This is a genomic window from Actinomadura sp. J1-007, assembly GCF_009793335.1.
In the GTDB taxonomy this organism is placed as follows: domain Bacteria; phylum Actinomycetota; class Actinomycetes; order Streptosporangiales; family Streptosporangiaceae; genus Spirillospora; species Spirillospora yumaensis.
Genome location: NZ_WING01000001.1, coordinates 2,285,360 through 2,300,617, shown reverse-complemented (window position 1 = coordinate 2,300,617; position 15,258 = coordinate 2,285,360). Strand labels below are relative to the sequence as shown.

The 15,258-nt window shown below is 75.0% G+C and carries 14 protein-coding genes and 1 pseudogene; 10 read left to right on the top strand and 5 right to left on the bottom strand.

From position 1 onward, the window contains the following. Nucleotides 1-36 precede the first annotated feature (36 nt). The 4 genes and pseudogenes from GEV43_RS55960 to rlmB all read left to right on the top strand — a co-directional run bounded on the left by GEV43_RS55960 (nt 37) and on the right by rlmB (nt 4,771). Nucleotides 37-1,241 (top strand): annotated as a pseudogene (locus GEV43_RS55960) (RNA polymerase sigma factor). Nucleotides 1,242-1,332: 91 nt separating this feature from the next. Next, entirely contained in the window at nt 1,333-2,730 is a 1,398-nt protein-coding gene (gene cysS, locus GEV43_RS10380; protein WP_160820497.1) for a cysteine--tRNA ligase, read from the top strand. Nucleotides 2,731-3,068: 338 nt separating this feature from the next. Beyond that, the gene (locus GEV43_RS55955) at nt 3,069-3,701 is read left to right on the top strand and encodes a Clp protease N-terminal domain-containing protein (protein WP_160820496.1); all 633 of its coding nucleotides are present in this window, start codon (nt 3,069-3,071) and stop codon (nt 3,699-3,701) included. Between the two features lie 155 nt (nt 3,702-3,856). Continuing rightward, on the top strand, nt 3,857-4,771 hold the full coding sequence (gene rlmB / locus GEV43_RS10370; protein ID WP_160820495.1) for a 23S rRNA (guanosine(2251)-2'-O)-methyltransferase RlmB: 915 nt from the start codon (nt 3,857-3,859) through the stop codon (nt 4,769-4,771). A 90-nt stretch (nt 4,772-4,861) separates the two neighbouring features. On the opposite strand, the gene GEV43_RS10365 is transcribed toward rlmB, so the two are convergent. Together GEV43_RS10365 and GEV43_RS10360 are read right to left on the bottom strand one after the other, a co-directional pair. Further along, nucleotides 4,862-6,082 carry a hypothetical protein gene (locus GEV43_RS10365; RefSeq protein WP_160820494.1) on the bottom strand — a complete coding sequence of 407 codons (1,221 nt, stop codon included), beginning with the start codon at nt 6,080-6,082 and terminating at the stop codon, nt 4,862-4,864. Nucleotides 6,083-6,191: 109 nt separating this feature from the next. Then, entirely contained in the window at nt 6,192-6,656 is a 465-nt protein-coding gene (locus GEV43_RS10360) for a hypothetical protein (RefSeq protein WP_160820493.1), read from the bottom strand. Nucleotides 6,657-6,751: 95 nt separating this feature from the next. On the opposite strand from GEV43_RS10360, the gene GEV43_RS10355 reads away from it, so the two are divergent. Next, nucleotides 6,752-7,408, top strand: coding sequence for an HAD family hydrolase (locus GEV43_RS10355; RefSeq protein ID WP_160820492.1), 657 nt, complete (start codon nt 6,752-6,754; stop codon nt 7,406-7,408). Between the two features lie 16 nt (nt 7,409-7,424). Here GEV43_RS10355 and GEV43_RS10350 read toward each other — a convergent pair whose 3' ends face one another. From GEV43_RS10350 to trxA, 3 genes are all read right to left on the bottom strand, one after another. Next, nucleotides 7,425-8,189 carry an MIP/aquaporin family protein gene (locus tag GEV43_RS10350; RefSeq protein WP_160820491.1) on the bottom strand — a complete coding sequence of 255 codons (765 nt, stop codon included), beginning with the start codon at nt 8,187-8,189 and terminating at the stop codon, nt 7,425-7,427. Nucleotides 8,190-8,266: 77 nt separating this feature from the next. Next, a complete protein-coding gene (locus GEV43_RS10345) occupies nt 8,267-9,148 on the bottom strand; it encodes a class I SAM-dependent methyltransferase (RefSeq protein WP_206681115.1) in 882 nt (293 codons plus the stop codon). A gap of 20 nt (nt 9,149-9,168) precedes the next feature. Further along, nucleotides 9,169-9,498: a thioredoxin gene (gene trxA / locus GEV43_RS10340; protein WP_160820490.1), complete on the bottom strand. Its 330-nt coding sequence runs from the start codon at nt 9,496-9,498 to the stop codon at nt 9,169-9,171. A gap of 232 nt (nt 9,499-9,730) precedes the next feature. Between trxA and GEV43_RS10335 the strand changes: the two genes are divergently transcribed. The 5 genes from GEV43_RS10335 to GEV43_RS10315 all read left to right on the top strand — a co-directional run bounded on the left by GEV43_RS10335 (nt 9,731) and on the right by GEV43_RS10315 (nt 15,238). Further along, nucleotides 9,731-10,915, top strand: a complete 1,185-nt coding sequence (locus GEV43_RS10335; protein WP_160820489.1) for an RDD family protein — start codon at nt 9,731-9,733, stop codon at nt 10,913-10,915. A gap of 122 nt (nt 10,916-11,037) precedes the next feature. Beyond that, nucleotides 11,038-11,838, top strand: a complete 801-nt coding sequence (locus GEV43_RS10330) for an SAM-dependent methyltransferase (protein WP_309239569.1) — start codon at nt 11,038-11,040, stop codon at nt 11,836-11,838. Next, on the top strand, nt 11,835-12,839 hold the full coding sequence (locus tag GEV43_RS10325; RefSeq protein ID WP_160820487.1) for a sugar ABC transporter substrate-binding protein: 1,005 nt from the start codon (nt 11,835-11,837) through the stop codon (nt 12,837-12,839). The genes GEV43_RS10330 and GEV43_RS10325 overlap by 4 nt, the downstream gene beginning before the upstream one ends. A 6-nt stretch (nt 12,840-12,845) precedes the next feature. After that, nucleotides 12,846-14,300, top strand: coding sequence for a sugar ABC transporter ATP-binding protein (locus GEV43_RS10320; RefSeq protein ID WP_160820486.1), 1,455 nt, complete (start codon nt 12,846-12,848; stop codon nt 14,298-14,300). Beyond that, nucleotides 14,297-15,238: an ABC transporter permease gene (locus GEV43_RS10315; protein ID WP_160820485.1), complete on the top strand. Its 942-nt coding sequence runs from the start codon at nt 14,297-14,299 to the stop codon at nt 15,236-15,238. The genes GEV43_RS10320 and GEV43_RS10315 overlap by 4 nt, the downstream gene beginning before the upstream one ends. Nucleotides 15,239-15,258: the final 20 nt, after the last annotated feature.

Genomic DNA, 15,258 nt, shown 5'->3' with positions numbered 1-15,258 from the left:
ACGGCAGGCCCCCGCCCCGGTCCGGGGGTCGAGGACCTGCTGCGCTCCCTGGCGCCGCAGGTCCTCGGCACGCTCGTCCGGCGGCACGGGGCGTTCGACGCCTGCGAGGACGCCGTCCAGGAGGCGCTGCTCGCCGCCTCCGTCCAGTGGCCGGCGGACGGCGTGCCGGAGAGCCCGCGCGGCTGGCTGCTGACGGCCGCGTCCCGGCGGCTGATCGACGAGTGGCGCAGCGAGCGGGCCCGCCGCGACCGCGAGGCGGCGGTCGCCGTCCGCGAGCCCGCCGCCGCGCCCGAGCCGGACGACGACCGGACGGCCGACCGCGACGACACGCTGAGGCTGCTGCTGCTGTGCTGCCACCCCGCGCTGTCGGCGCCGTCGCAGGTCGCGCTGACGCTGCGCGCGGTCGGCGGCCTCACCACCGCGCAGATCGCGCGGGCCTTCCTCGTCCCCGAGACGACGATGGGCCAGCGGATCAGCCGCGCCAAGCAGCGGGTCAAGGCCGCCGGGGCGCGGTTCGAGATGCCGCCGCCGGACGAGCGCGCCGAACGGCTCCGCGCCGTCCTGCACGTCCTCTACCTGGTCTTCAACGAGGGTACACCGCCTCCAGCGGCCCCGACCTGCAACGCGGCGACCTCACCGCCGAGGCGATCAGGCTGGCCCGCGCGCTGCGGGCGGCGCTGCCGGACGACGGCGAGGTGGCCGGGCTGCTCGCGCTGATGCTGCTCATCGACGCCCGGCGCGTCGCCCGCACCGGGCCCGGCGGCGCGCTCGTCCCGCTCGCCGACCAGGACCGGTCCCGCTGGAACCGGGCGGAGATCGACGAGGGCACCGAGCTGGTCACGGCCGCGCTCACCTGGTCCGAGCCCGGCCCGTACCAGCTCCAGGCCGCGATCGCCGCCGTGCACGCCGAGGCCCGCCGCGCCGAGGACACCGACTGGCCGCAGATCCTCGCGCTCTACCGGGTCCTCGCGCACCTCGCGCCGAACCCGATGGTCACCCTCAACCAGGCGGTCGCCGCCGGGATGGTGCACGGCCCCCGCGCCGGCCTGGACCTGCTGCGGCCCCTGGAGGACGACGACCGCACGGCCGGCCACCACCGCCTCCCCGCCGTCCGCGCCCACCTGCTGGAGATGGCGGGCGACACCGGCGCGGCCCGCGAGGCGTACCGGCTGGCCGCGCGCCTCACCACCAGCCTCCCCGAGCAGCGCTACCTGGAGACCCGCGCCGCCCGCCTCCGCTGACCCGCGCGGGGCGCGTGCGGCCTGGGCGGTGGCGGGGGCGAGACCGCGTAACCCGGTGCGGGCGTGCGGGGGCATTCAATAGTCTTGACGGGTGAGCCTGCGCCTTTACGACACCAGCACCCGGACCGTCCGCGCGTTCGAGCCCCTCGCCGAGGGGCGCGTCGGGATGTACGTGTGCGGTGCCACGCCGCAGGCCGCGCCGCACATCGGGCATCTGCGCTCCGGCGTGATCTACGACGTGCTGCTGCGCTGGCTGCGCCGCTCCGGCTACGACGTGACGTTCGTCCGGAACGTCACGGACGTGGACGACAAGATCATCGCGGTGGCGGCGGAGCGGGGCGAGCCGTGGTTCGCGGTCGCCGAGGCCAACCAGCGGGTCTTCACCAAGGGGTACGACCTGCTCGGCTGCCTGCCGCCGACCGTCGAGCCCCGCGCGACCGGGCACGTCCCCGAGATGGTCGGGCTGATGCGGCGGCTCATCGACGGCGGGCACGCGTACGCGACCGGCGGCGACGTCTACTTCGACGTGCGGTCCTGGGCCGACCGCTACGGGCGGCTGTCCAACCAGAAGCCGGAGAACATGCGCTCGGCGGGGGACACCCCCAACGAGGACCTCAAGCGCGACCCGCTCGACTTCGCCCTGTGGAAGGGCGCCAAGCCCGGCGAGCCCTGCTGGGCGACGCCGTGGGGCGACGGGCGGCCCGGCTGGCACCTGGAGTGCTCGGCGATGGCGACGCGCTACCTCGGCGCGGCGTTCGACATCCACGGCGGCGGCGTCGACCTGATCTTCCCGCACCACGAGAACGAGATCGCCCAGTCCAACGCGGCGGGCGACCCGTTCGCCCGCTACTGGATGCACAACGGGCTGCTCACCGTGGACGGCGAGAAGATGAGCAAGTCGGTCGGCAACGTGGTGCTGCTGCCCGACCTGCTCGGCCGGGCCCGTCCCGTCGAGATCCGCTACTACCTCGCCTCGGCGCACTACCGGTCGCTGATGGACTACACCGGCACCGCGCTGGCGGAGGCCGTCTCGGCCTACCAGCGGATCGAGGGGTTCGTGACCCGCGCGGCCGAGGTGGTCGGCGCCGGCGAGCCCGCGCCCGACCTGCCCGCCGACTTCACCGCCGCGCTGGACGACGACCTCGGCGTCCCGCAGGCCCTCGCGGTCGTGCACGAGACCGTGCGGGCGGGCAACAACGCGCTGGCCTCCGGCGACGACGGCGCCGTACGTGCCGCGCTCGCCGCCGTCCGCGCGATGACCGGCGTGCTCGGCCTGGACCCGCTGGACGGGCAGTGGACCCAAACGGGCGGCGACGACCTGCGCCCCGTCGTGGACGCCCTCGTCGCCGTCGCCCTCGAACAGCGCCAGGCCGCCCGCGCCCGCAAGGACTACGCCGCCGCCGACACCATCCGCGACCGCCTCACCGAGGCCGGCATCGTCGTGGAGGACACCCCGCACGGCTCCCGCTGGGAGCTCAAGCGCGACTGACCCCCCGCCGCCTGACCGGCCGCGTCGCCGGCCGAGACGGCGCGGGGCCGAGTGGCGCGGGGTCGAGTGGCGCGGGCCGAGCGGCGCGGGCCGAGTGGCGCGGGGCCGAGTGGCGCGGGGGTGAGTGGCGCGGGGTCGAGCGGCGCGGGCCGAGCGGCGCGGGCCGAGCGGCGCGGGGGTGAGTGGCGCGGGGGTGAGTGGCGCGGGCCGAGCGAGACGGCGTGGGCGCGGCGGCGCTGGGGTGAGTCCCCCGGACGGGACGGGGCGGGGGCGGGGGTGAAGCGGGGGGCGGGTCGCGTACGGTCGAAGGCACCCCATGCGTTGCGAGGTGGTCTCCCGTGTTCGAACGGTTCACCGATCGCGCCCGTCACGTGGTCGTCCTGGCCCAGGAGGAGTCGCGGCTCCTCAACCACCCCCACATCGGCACCGAGCACCTCCTGCTCGGGCTGCTCCGCGACGCGGACGGCCCGGTCCGGGGGGTGCTGGCGCCGTACGGCGTGGACCTCGCGACGGTCCGCGCCGCGGTTGTGGAACTCGCCGGGGAGGGGGCGGAGGGCCCGCCGGGCCACGTCCCGTTCACGCGGCGCGCGAAGACCGTGCTGGAGCTCAGCCTGCGCGAGGCCAAGCGGCTCGGCCACGACTACATCGACAGCGAGCACATGCTGCTCGGCCTGCTCGCCGAAGGGCAGGGCCTCGGCGTCCGCGTCCTGGAGTCCCTCGGCGCGGACCTCGGAGCCGTTCGCGGTTCGGCTCTCGGCTCGCTCGGCGCCGCGCGGGAACGGCACGCGCCGACGCCCCCGAGCCCGTTGCGCGGCGGGGGCCTCGCGTCGTTCGAGACGCGGCTGGCGGCGCTGGAGAAGCGCCTGGGCGCCGTGGAAGAGGCCCTCTCGCGGCTGGCCGGGACCCCGCGTCCCGCGCCGTCCGCCGACCGTCCCGCCCGGGAGCGTCCGGACGGCGACGAGGACGGCTGATCGGCGGGAGGACGGACGGGGCGCGAGCGGTTCCGGGAGGCGCATAAAATCGGAGGTTCGGGGACGTCCGCCGTCGAGCCGCCCCGGACAGTTCCAGCCGCCCGACTGCCACGAGGGCGAGCGAGCCGCAATCGTCGCGAGGGGCGTACACGAACATGGCCAAGCGCAAGGGCAAGGGGCCCACTCCGAAGGCCGAGGACAGGCACTGGCACGGCAAGCGCCAGAAGGCCCGCGCGGTCAAGAACTCCCGCCGCACCGGCACCCCGACCGTCGGCCCCGGCGCGCGTGCCAAGCCGCGCGAGGCCGAGCGGCCGACCGGCCGTCCGGCGGGCGCGCGCCGCGCCACCGGTGAGGTCCCCGAGCTGGTCACCGGCCGCAACCCCGTCGTGGAGGCGCTGCGCGCGGGCGTGCCCGGCACCGCCCTGTACGTGACGTCCGGCACCGACGAGCGCGTCCGCGAGGCGATCCAGATCGCCGCCGACCGCGGCGTCCCGCTGATGGAGACCGGCAAGAACGAGCTCGACCGGCTCACCGACGGCGCCGTCCACCAGGGCATCGCGCTCCAGGTCAGGCCGTACCGCTACGCGCACCCCGACGACCTGCTGCGGGGCACCGCGCCGCTGATCGTCGCGGTGGACGGCATCACCGACCCCCGCAACCTCGGCGCGATCGTCCGGTCGGCCGCCGCGTTCGGCGCCACCGGCGTCGTCGTGCCCGAACGGCGCGCCGCCGGGGTGAACGCCGGGGCGTGGAAGAGCTCGGCGGGCACCCTCGCGCACCTGCCCGTCGCGCAGGCCACCAACCTCAGCCGCCAGCTCAAGGCGTACCAGAAGGCGGGCTGCTTCGTCGCCGGGCTCGCCGCCGACGGCGGTGTCACGGTCGCCGACCTGGAGGTCGCGTCCGGGCCGTTCGTCCTGGTCGTCGGCTCGGAGGGCAAGGGCCTCGGCCGCCTGGTCGCCGACACCTGCGACCTGCTGGTCACGATCCCCATGCCCGGCCGCGCCGAGTCGCTCAACGCCGGTGTGGCGGCGGGCATCGCCCTCTACGAGGTCTCCCGGCTCCGCGCTTAGGGCCCGTCCGGTGAGCCTTGCTCGCCGCGAGCGGCGTCCAGGCGCGTGCCTGGGCGTCGCGCAGCCGATCGAAGATCCCCCGGACAGGCCCTAGGGGCTGGGGGCTCCGTCGTCTGCCGGGCGTTCGTGTTCGGTCCGGTGCCAGCGGGTGCCGGTGGGGGTGTCGCGCAGTTCGACGCCGCCTTCGGCGAGGGCGTCGCGGAGGCGGTCGGCCAGGCGGTAGCGGGCCTCGCGGCGCAGCTCGTCGCGGACGCCGACCAGCGCGGGAACGGCCGCGGCCAGCGGGTCCGGGCCGCCCGGCGGGTCCGCGGCGGCCTCGCCCAGCCGGACGATCATTCCGCGCATGATCGTCCGGGCCCACTCGGTGCCCTCGTCCTCCTCGGTGTCGGCGCCCCACTCGGCCACCGCCGCCTCGATCCGGAGGATCGCCTCGACCTTCGCCGCCGCGCCGCCCTCCTCGAAGCGCTCCCGGCACGCGAGGACGATGTCCTTCAGGGCGATCTCCGGCGCGGCGGCGTCCCGTTCGGGCGGCCTCTCGGAGGGGCGCCGCCGTACGGCCGTTCCGCCGCCCTTGACCAGGGCGCGCAGCTCGTCCAGCGCGAGCGCCTCCCCGGACGGCACCGCGACGCTCTCGCCCTGCCGCCGTACGGTCATCGCGCCCCGGCCCCGCACCTCCACCGTCGCGCCGTCCACGATCACCGCGGTGTGCTCGTCGACGCCGAGCACGGCGACGCCGGGCGGCAGGTCGCGTTCCATCGCGCTCAGCCGCCGCTCGCCGAGGTAGCAGTAGCGCGTGTCGTGCGTTCCGCCCTCGGCGTTGTCGTAGTGGGGGACGACCGCCACGTCCAGGCCGAGGGTCCGCAGCACGTCCAGGCCCGGCGTCCAGCGGGCGGGCGCGCCGGCCTTGTAGATCTCGTACACCGGTACGGTCAGCCGTCCGAGCGTGCACGCCGCCGCCGACGCGAACACGATCGCCGCCCTCCCCGCCCGCAGATGGTCACGGAGCGCGGTCTCGACCTCGCCGCGCCACCGCTCCAGCGCGTAGGTGGGGCTGCCCGGCCCCGAGAACACCCAGCTCGCCCGCCGCAGCGCGGCCAGGCCCCCGTCGACGTCGACGTCGAGACCGACGCTCCTGGCGAAGTACGCGCGCGCCTTGGCCGAGATGGCGGCGGCGTTCTCCTGGAACCCGTACGGCGCGTCCAGCAGGACGGCGCGCCCGCCGCCCGCCCGCGCCACGACCTCCTTGTGCACGCCGACCATCGTCGGGCTCGTCTCCCCGGACCCCATGATCACTATCAGTTGCCGCGACATACCAGCACGAGACCATCCAGAACGCCCTCGGACCACTCCCGGCCCGGCCACACCCTCCGCCCCGCCGGGCATAACGGGGCGAACGCCCCGGAGACCCCGGCGGGCGGTGTCAGACGCGGCCGGCCAGGCCCGGGGCGTGGCGGGCGAGGGCCTCGGCCAGGAGCGGGTCGTTCAGGGCGTCGCGGGCCTCGGGGTCGTGCTCGGCGAGGAACGCCAGGTGCCGGGCGGCGTGCGCGGCGACCTGGGCGGGTTCGAGGGACGCGGGGGACGGGCGCCCGCGTTCGCCGCGCGCGATGCCGGCCGCGCCGAGGGGCGTGGCGGGGGCGGCGGCGCCGGGGTCGGGAACGACGGCGTAGGTGAGGACGACGCCGCCGTCCGCGTCGCACCTCCAGCTCGTCGAATGCACCAGCGGCCCGTCGTCGCGGACGCCGCCGAGCCTGCGCGCCGCCGCGTCGGGGTGCTCGTCGGGCCCGAGCGCGCCCGCGCACCGCCGGTAGGCCAGCGCCCCGCCCGCCGCCCGCAGTAGAAAGACCTCGACCGTCACCGGGCGCGTGCCCGCCGCGTTCCCCCGCATTCTCGCAACGGTAGCGCTCTTGCAACTCGCATGCAGTAACGCCCGCCGATTCGCGGGGAAGGCGTGAACGGCGTGCTCAGGGGTACGGCATCCAGGTGATCGATGCCGTGATCTTCGATGTGGACGGGACGCTCGTCGACACCAACTACCTGCACGCCGTGACGTGGTGGCAGGCGTTCCGGCAGTACGGCCGGACGGTGCCGATGGCCGACGTCCACCGGACGGTCGGGATGGGGTCGGACAACCTGGTCGGCCACCTGCTGCCCGCCGACCGCGACACCTCCGACGACGACGCGATCCGTTCCGCCCACCGGGCCCTCTACGCCCAGTACTGGGAACGGCTCGTCCCGTTCGACGGCGCCGCCGCGCTGCTCGAACGCTGCGCGAGCCGGGGCCGGACGGTCGTCCTCGCCAGTTCCGCCGCCGACACCGAGATGCGCGCCCTGCGCGCCGCGCTGGACGCCGACGACGCGATCAGCGTCGCGACCTCGTCGTCCGACGTGGAGCGGAGCAAGCCCGCGCCGGACCTCGTCCAGGCCGCGCTGAAGGCGGCGGGCGTCCGGCCGGAGCAGGCGGTGTTCGTGGGCGACACGGTCTGGGACGTGAAGGCGTGCGAGGCGGCGGGGGTCGCCTGCGTCGGCGTCCTGACCGGCGGGCTCCCGGAGAACGACCTGCGGGAGGCGGGCGCCGTCGCCGTCTACGAGAGCGTCGGAGCGATCCTGCGGGATTTCGACGGTTCGCCGCTGGCCTGAACCGTCCTTTCCGGGGTCACGCTTCGCCTGAGCGCACTTCTTCGGTGGCCGGAACTTCGCGGACCGGCGGGCGCCCCCACGCCTCGAAGAACAGGTGAACGGCCGCCGCGATAACGGCCCCGACGAACGGCGCGACGATGAACAGCCATACCTGCTTCAATGCCGTTCCGCCGACGACGAGCGCGGGCCCGAGACTGCGGGCCGGGTTCACGGAGGTGCCGGTGATGGGGATTCCGATGAGGTGCACGGTCGTCAGCGCGAACCCGATGACGAGCCCGGCCGTCGCCGTGTTGGCGCCCTTTCCGGTCATCGCGAGAACGGTGAAGACGAACAGCGCCGTCAGGATCACCTCGGCCAGGAACGCCCCGCCGGCCCCCACGTGGATCAGGCTTCCGGACCCCCAGCCGTCCGCGCCGAGCCCGGTCGTCGAACGGCTGTAGAGCGGCGAGGACGTGAACGTCCACCACAGCCCGAGCGCGCCCAGGATGCCGCCGATGAACTGCGCGATCCAGTAGCCGACCGCGTCGAACACGGAGATCCGGCGAACGATCAGAGCCCCCAGCGTCACCGCCGGATTGACGTGGCCCCCGGAAACGGGCCCGAACACGTACGCCAGGACCAGCATGGCGAGGCCGAAGGCGAGCGCGGTGGCCACCACGCCCGCGGAGATGCTCCGCCCGGCGACTCCGAACCCGAACGACAATGTCGCGACGCCGACGGCGAAATAGACGAGAAGCGCCGTCCCCACGAGTTCCGCCGCGAATTTCTTCACCGAGTCCATGCGACGGGTCTACCCGAACAAACTTCGCAGAACGGAACAACAAACCGCCGTGACCGAGAATTTCCCGTTCCTTTTCCTCAGGGGCGCTTTCGCACTTCCCAGAGGCTTGCGCGACCGCCGGCCGTTCGCGGCGTGCCGGAACAGGCGCGTCCCGTGTGGACGGTCGTGGCGGTGAGGTAGAACGCGTCGGGACGCCAGAGGATCCCCGCGGGCTCGTCCTCGTCCGCGAGCCGTTCGAGCGCCGCGCGGTCATCGGCGCGCAGGAGGCCGCCGACCTGGTCGAGCAGCCGGACCAGGTGCGCGTGCAGGTGGCGGCGGGCCGCGAGCCCCAGCGGGGCCCGCAGGTCCGTGAGGAACGTGCGGGTCCCGCTGGGAACGAGCCCGGCTCGGGCGAGCATGGCAGGCCGGTCTTCGACCGTCGCCGCGGAGCCGGGCGGCTCGGCGCGCCGGGACGCGGAGCGCTCCTCGGCGGCGGCGTCGAGCCGGGCCTGGAGCCCTGGACGCCCGATGCCGATGTCGCGGGGGAGGAAGCGCAGCGGTAGGCCCCGTTCGACCACGGCCAGCACCCCGCCCGGACGCAGCGAGGCGGCGAGCGCGTCGACGGCGGCCTGCTGGTCGTCCCGCCGGTCGACGACGCCGCTCGCCCAGACCAGCTCCGCCGTGCCGAGCCCCTCGAACGCCCCGTCCCGTCCACTGAACCGGGCCTCGGTGCCCGCGCGGCCGTTCGCCTGCCCGTTCGCCTCGGCGTCGGCGCGGCCGTGCGTGACCGCGTGGGGGAAGGTGCGCGCGAGCAGGCGGGTGACCGCGTCCGAACCGTTCCCGACGGCCAGGACGCGGCGGACGTCCACCGGGCTGCCCCGCCCGGCGCACAGCAGGTCCCGCACCCAGCCCACCGCCTCTTCGAGGGCGGGCAGGAGGAGTTCGGCCTCGCGCGCTCCGGCGCCGTCGTGCGGTGTCACGGGACCTCCGTTCCGGGCGTTCAGCGCAGGTAGGCGGCCAGCTTCTGCTCCAGGGCGCGCTTCGGCGCGGCGCCGACCCACGACTCCTTCGGGGCGCCGCCCGAGTACACGACGAACGCGGGCACGGAGAACGCGCCGTGCCGCGCGGCCAGGCCGGGCTCCTCGTCCACGTCCACCTTGACCACGTCGAGCCGTTCGGCGTGCTCCTCGGCGATCTGCTCCACGATCGGGGTGACCATCCGGCACGGCGCGCACCAGGTGGCCCAGAACTGGACGAGCACGGGCCGTTCCGACTCCAGAACGCGGGTGGGGAACGCCTGCTCCGTAACGCTGTCCACAGGGGTGGTCATGGTGGGACTCTCCTCGCGATAGCTGTTCGACCGCCTCGGCCTCAGCGTGCGATTCCCCGTCCCGGCGCGACAACTTTCGTTGCCGATCCGGCAACGCCCTCGACGGCCGCCGTCGCCCGTTCGCGAGGGCCGGGCCCGGAAGCGGCCACGTCCGTACGCCGCGCTGGCGATCACCGCGTGCGCTCTCTACGCTTGTCCCGCTTTATCAACTGAATGCGTCCCGAGGACTGCCATGTACGGACCGCCGATGCCGCCCCCGCCGTTCGCCGCGGGGCAGGTCCCGCCGCGGCCTCCGGGGGACGCGCCGCCCCACGGCAGGCGGCTCGCCGCGTGGGCCGCGGACGCGGCGCTGATCGCGGTGGTCGCCGTGCTGATCGGCGCGATGACCTGGGGCCGCGTGCACGCCTACCTGACCGGCGACCTGCTGTCGAAGGCGTGGCCGATCGCCTGGCACCTGCTGCTGTCGGGCGGCGACGTCGAACGGGCCGCGGCCGACGCCGGGACGAGCGCGTGGGGAACGGTCGTCCGCGACATCGAGCAGGGTCTGCTGCTCCTCGTGGCGTTCGAACTCCTCTACTTCTTCGCCGCTCCCGCCTTTACGGGGCGGACGCTCGGCAAGGCGGTGACGGACCTGCGCGTGGCCGCCGCCGGGAAGAGGCCCGGCGCCCTGAGCGCGCTGCGCCGGGCGCTCGTCGGCACGGCCGCCGGAACGGGCCTGTACGCGGGGGCGTGGGCCCTCCTCCTGGAGGGCCTCTTCCTCCCCGCGGTCGCCCTCTGGCTCCTCGCCGTCGCGTTCTTCCTGGCCAACGGCGTCGCCGTGCTCTTCGGCCCGCACCGGCGCTCGCTGGCGGACCGGGTGGCGGGCACGACCGTCGTCCGCGCCCGCACGTACCGGCAGGCCCTGGACGCGGCGCGGCTCGGGGCCGGGATGGCCTGGGACGGCGCCCAGGCGGCCGGGCAGGTCGCCGGTGGCATGGCCCGCGACAACGCGGCCCGGATCGCGAACGCCCAGCCGGTGCAGCGGGCCCTGGAGTCCGGAGGCGTCCAGCGGATGCAGGATCTCGGCCGCGAGGCCGGGCGCCAGTCGGCCGAACGGATGCGGCAGGCCATGGAGAGCGAGCGCGGACGGCAGATGCGGGACAAGGGCAGGCAGGCCGGTGACCGCCTCCGCGACGCCTACCGGACGCGCAGGTCCGCCCGCCTTCCCGAGCCCCCGCCCGGCATCCGGATCCATCAGCCGCCCCCGGCTCCCGGCCTCCCCGCGCCCGAGCCGTACGTCGACCCCCTGAACCCCGGCCACCCCGCCCCGCCGCCTGCTGCCCCGCCACCCGCTGCCCCGCCGCCTGCCGGTCCGCCGCCTCCCGGTCCGCCGCCGCAGGGGGAACGGGGGCCGGAGGGGCCGCCGAAGGCGGAATGACGTCGGGGTCGGTGGCTATTCGGCGGCATTATCGGCAAGATCCCGTATTCTCCGGGACTCGGCGTTATCATCGCCGCGATAACGATCTTTCCCTGCCGTCGCCAGCCCCCGGAGGTGCCGAGGTGACCGATCAAGGGGCCGAGCCGTACCGGCCCGATGTGGACACCCCGAACGCGGCCCGCATGTACGACTACTACCTGGGCGGCAAGGACAATTACCCGGCCGACCGGGAGGCCGCGGAAAAGATCATGGCGCTCGGGCCGAGCCGCGAGATCTGCGTGGCCAACCGGCGCTTTCTCGGCCGGGCCGTACGGCTCGCGGCCGAACGCGGCATCCGGCAGTTCCTCGACCTCGGCACGGGGCTGCCGACCCAGGAGAACGTGCACGAGGTCGCCAAGCGGGTGCATCCGGACGCCCGCGTGGTGTACGTCGACTACGACCCGATCGTGCTGGCGCACGCGCGGGCGCTGCGGTCGATCGACGACACCACGGCCGTCGTCCCGGAGGACATCCGGCGCCCGGAGGAGATCCTCGGCCATCCCGACGTGCGGCGGCTGATCGACTTCTCCGAGCCGGTGGCGGTGCTGTTCGTGGCGATCCTGCACTGCCTGACCGACGAGGAGGACCCGTGGGGCGTGGTCCGCGCCTTCACCGGGCCGCTCGCGCCGGGCAGCCATCTGATCGTCACGCACCTGACCGACGACGCCCACCCGGAGGAGGGCGCGGCGGCCCGGGAGGTCTACCGGAACGCGACCGCGCCGCTGATCCACCGGTCGCACGCCGAGATCGCGCGCTTCTTCACCGGGTTCGAGCTGGTCGAGCCGGGGGTGACGCGGGTGAACGAATGGCGCCCTGAAGACGATGACGATCGGGAACGGCCCGGCGGCGAATGGTTCTACGTGGGAGTCGGCAGAAAACCATGAGAAACGTTCATATCGCAGTGGCGGTCGCGGCGGGGCTGGCGCTCGGGGCGGCGGCGTGTTCCGATCCGGACGACTCGGAGAAGAAGGCCGACTCCAAGAACGCCAAGCACATCGCGTTCTTCGGATTCGCCAAGGCCAACTCGTTCACCGTGGCGACGTTCGACGGGGTGAAGCAGCAGGCCGGAAAGGACGGCGGCACCGCGGAGTTCTTCGACTCCAACTTCGACGCCCAGGCCCAGGTGCGCCAGATCCAGGACGCCGTCACGTCCAAGCGCTTCGGCGTGTTCATCGTCCAGGCGAACGACGGCACGGCCGTGCTCCCCGCCGTGAAGACGGCCGTGCGCAACGGCATCGCGGTGGTCGTCCAGTTCACCCCCGTCGGACCGCGGTACGACACCGACCAGCCGCAGGTGCCCGGCACCGTCTCGCTGGTGGACGTCCCGACGCGCAACGGCCGGCGGCTCGGCGAGCTCGGCGCCGACGCGTGCCGCAGCCGCGACCTCAAGCCCTGCAAGGTCGCCTACCTGGAGGGCCTGAAGACCCTGCCGCTCGACAACGCCCGGACGAACGCGGTCGTCGGCGCGCTCAAGAGCACCCCCGGCGTGGAGGTCGTCGCGCGGGTCGAGGGCGGCTACACGCGGGACTCGGGGCGCAAGGCCATGCAGGACGTGCTCCAGGCCCATCCCGACGTGCAGGTGGTCCTCGGTTCCTCGCAGGCGCTGTTCGGCGCCGAGGGCGTCGCGAAGGGCAAGAAGATCTCCTACATCGCGAACGGCGCGTCGCGGCAGGCGGTCTCGGCCGTCCGCGAGGGCCGCTGGTACGGCCTCCCGTACCTGCCGGTGCGGACCGCCGGGGCCAAGGCGGCCGAGCTGGGCCTCGCCAAGGCGGCCGGGCGGAACGTCCCCGCCGCGACCGACATGGCCTCCCTCGTCCCCGACGAGGGGAAGCTCACCAAGAGCACGCTCGCCGCCTCGGGCATCACCGGCGAGTACGACGAGTAGCCGCGCATGGACGTCGCGCTCGAACGGGTCCGCAAGAGCTACGGCGGTGTGACCGTCCTGCACGAGACGTCCCTGGACCTGCCCTCGGGCCGCGTGCACGGCGTCGTCGGGGAGAACGGCGCGGGCAAGAGCACGCTCGCCCGCATCCTCTGCGGGGCCGTCCGCCCGGACTCGGGCCGCGTCACGGTGGACGGCGAGCCCGTGCGGATCGCCGCGCCGCGCGACGCGCTGCGCCACGGGATCGCGCTCGTCACGCAGGAGAGCGCGATCGTCCCGGCGCTGAGCGTTCTCGACAACGTGTTCTTGGGCACCCGCGGGCGCGGGTCCGGGCGTCGGAGCCGGTTCGCCGCCCTCGCGGCCCGTACGGGCTTCGAACTGCCGCCCGGCGCGCGCGCCGGGGAACTGCCCCTCGCGCGGCGGCAACAGGTTGAGATCCTGCGCGCGCTCGCGCACGGCGCGCGGCTGATCGCGCTGGACGAGCCGACCGCCCTGCTTCCCAAGGCCGACGCCGCCGCGCTGCTGGGGCTCGTCCGCGACCTGGCGGCGGAGGGCACCGCGATCGTGCTCGTGTCGCACCGTCTGGACGAGGTGCTCGCGACGTGCGACACCGTCACCGTCCTGCGTGACGGTCGGCGCGTCTCGTCCGGCCCCGCCGCCGGGCTCACCCCGGACGGCCTGCTGCGCGAGATGGTCGGACGTCCCGTCGAGACGCTCTATCCCGACCCGCCGCCCGTACCGGACGGCGCGCCGGTCGTCCTCGCCGCCCGCGACGTGTCCCGGGGCCGCGCCGTACGGGGCGTGTCCCTGGACGTCCGGGCGGGGGAGATCGTCGGGCTGGCGGGCCTCGCCGGCAGCGGCCGGACGGAGACGCTCCGGCTCCTCTTCGGCGCGGACCGCATGGACGGCGGGGAGGTGACCGTCGCCGGGCGGCGTCCCCGCGCCCGGGGCCCGGCCGGGACGACGGCGCTCGGCATGGCATTCGTCCCCGAGTCGCGCGCCGAGCAGGGCCTCGTGCTCGTCCGCCCGACGGCCGAGAACCTCGGCCTGGCCGCGCTCCCCGCCCGCCGCCTCGTCCGCAGGAGCACGGAACTCCGCTCGGCCGCCGCGACCGCCGCCGAGGTCGGCATCCGGGGCGCCGGGCTCGACCGCCCCGCGTGGACGCTGTCGGGCGGGAACCAGCAGAAGGCCGTGTTCGGCAAGTGGCTCGTCCGCCGCCCGCGCGTCCTGCTCGCCGACGAGCCGACCCGCGGCGCGGACGTCGCGGCGAAGGCCCGCATCCACCGGCTGATCACCGGCCTGGCCGCCGAGGGGGTCGCCGTGCTCGCCGCGTCCTCGGAGGTCGAGGAGGTCCTCGGGCTCGCGCACCGCGTGCTGGTCATGCGGGACGGCCGGATCGCCGGGGAGTTCCCGCGCGGCGCGGCCGGGCCGGAGGACGTCCTCGCGCTCGCGGGACTGCGGTGAGGACGGCCGCCGTCCGCGACCACGGCGTGGTGGTCGCGCTCGCCGCCCTCGTCGTCGCGCTGTCCCTGTCGACCGACACGTTCCTCACCACCGGCAACCTGGTCAACCTCCTGGACCAGACCGTCGTGGTCGGGCTGCTCGCCTGCGGCATGACGCTGTGCGTGGTCTGCGGCGCGTTCGACCTCGCGGTCGGCGCCGTCCTCGCGGTCAGCGCGGTCGTCGCCGTCCTGGTCACCCGTTCGGCCGGGGTGCCCGCCGGGTACGCGGCGGGCGTCGCGACCGGCGCGCTGATGGGGACGGTCAGCGGCCTGGTCGTGGTGCTGACGCGGGTCCACTCGTTCATCGCGACGCTGGCGCTGAGCATCGTCTACCGGGGCCTCGCGGTCGTCATCACCGGCGGCGCGATCGTCTACCCGCGCGCCGCGCAGCTCGACGCGTTCCAGATGATCGGCTGGCCGACCGCGCTCGGCGGCGTCACCGCCGCCACGCTCGTCCTCGCGGGCGCCGCGGCGGCCTGCTGGGTGCTGCTCGCCGGGACCGCGTTCGGCCGCCGCGTCCACGCCGTCGGCGGCAACGCGGAGGCCGCCCGCCTGTCGGGCGTCCGCACCGGCCCGGTGCGCGTGGCGGTCTTCGCCACCAGCGGCGCGTGCGCCGGAACGGCCGGGCTCGTCATGGCCGCCCGCGGCGGCTCGGCCCAGCCGAACCTCGGCAACCTCCTGGAGCTCAGCGCGATCGCCGCCGTCGTCCTCGGCGGCACGAGCATCCTCGGCGGCGAGGGCGCGATCTGGCGCTCGCTGATCGGCGTGCTGATCCTGGGCCTCATCTCCAACGGCTTCAACCTGCTCGGCTGGAACCCCACCTACAAACAGGTCATCGAAGGCGTCCTCATCCTGTGCGCGGTGACGCTCGACCAATTCCTCCGCCACCGGAAGACCTGAATCCCGCGCCTTTCCCGGAC

Coding starts and splice junctions, on each gene's coding strand:
- GEV43_RS10350 (WP_160820491.1), bottom strand. CDS start 8,189: ATGGACTCGGTGAAGAAATTCGCGGCGGAACTCGTGGGGACGGCGCTT.
- GEV43_RS10360 (WP_160820493.1), bottom strand. CDS start 6,656: ATGCGGGGGAACGCGGCGGGCACGCGCCCGGTGACGGTCGAGGTCTTT.
- GEV43_RS10365 (WP_160820494.1), bottom strand. CDS start 6,082: ATGTCGCGGCAACTGATAGTGATCATGGGGTCCGGGGAGACGAGCCCG.
- trxA (WP_160820490.1), bottom strand. CDS start 9,498: ATGACCACCCCTGTGGACAGCGTTACGGAGCAGGCGTTCCCCACCCGC.
- GEV43_RS10325 (WP_160820487.1), top strand. CDS start 11,835: ATGAGAAACGTTCATATCGCAGTGGCGGTCGCGGCGGGGCTGGCGCTC.
- rlmB (WP_160820495.1), top strand. CDS start 3,857: ATGGCCAAGCGCAAGGGCAAGGGGCCCACTCCGAAGGCCGAGGACAGG.
- GEV43_RS10320 (WP_160820486.1), top strand. CDS start 12,846: ATGGACGTCGCGCTCGAACGGGTCCGCAAGAGCTACGGCGGTGTGACC.
- GEV43_RS10335 (WP_160820489.1), top strand. CDS start 9,731: ATGTACGGACCGCCGATGCCGCCCCCGCCGTTCGCCGCGGGGCAGGTC.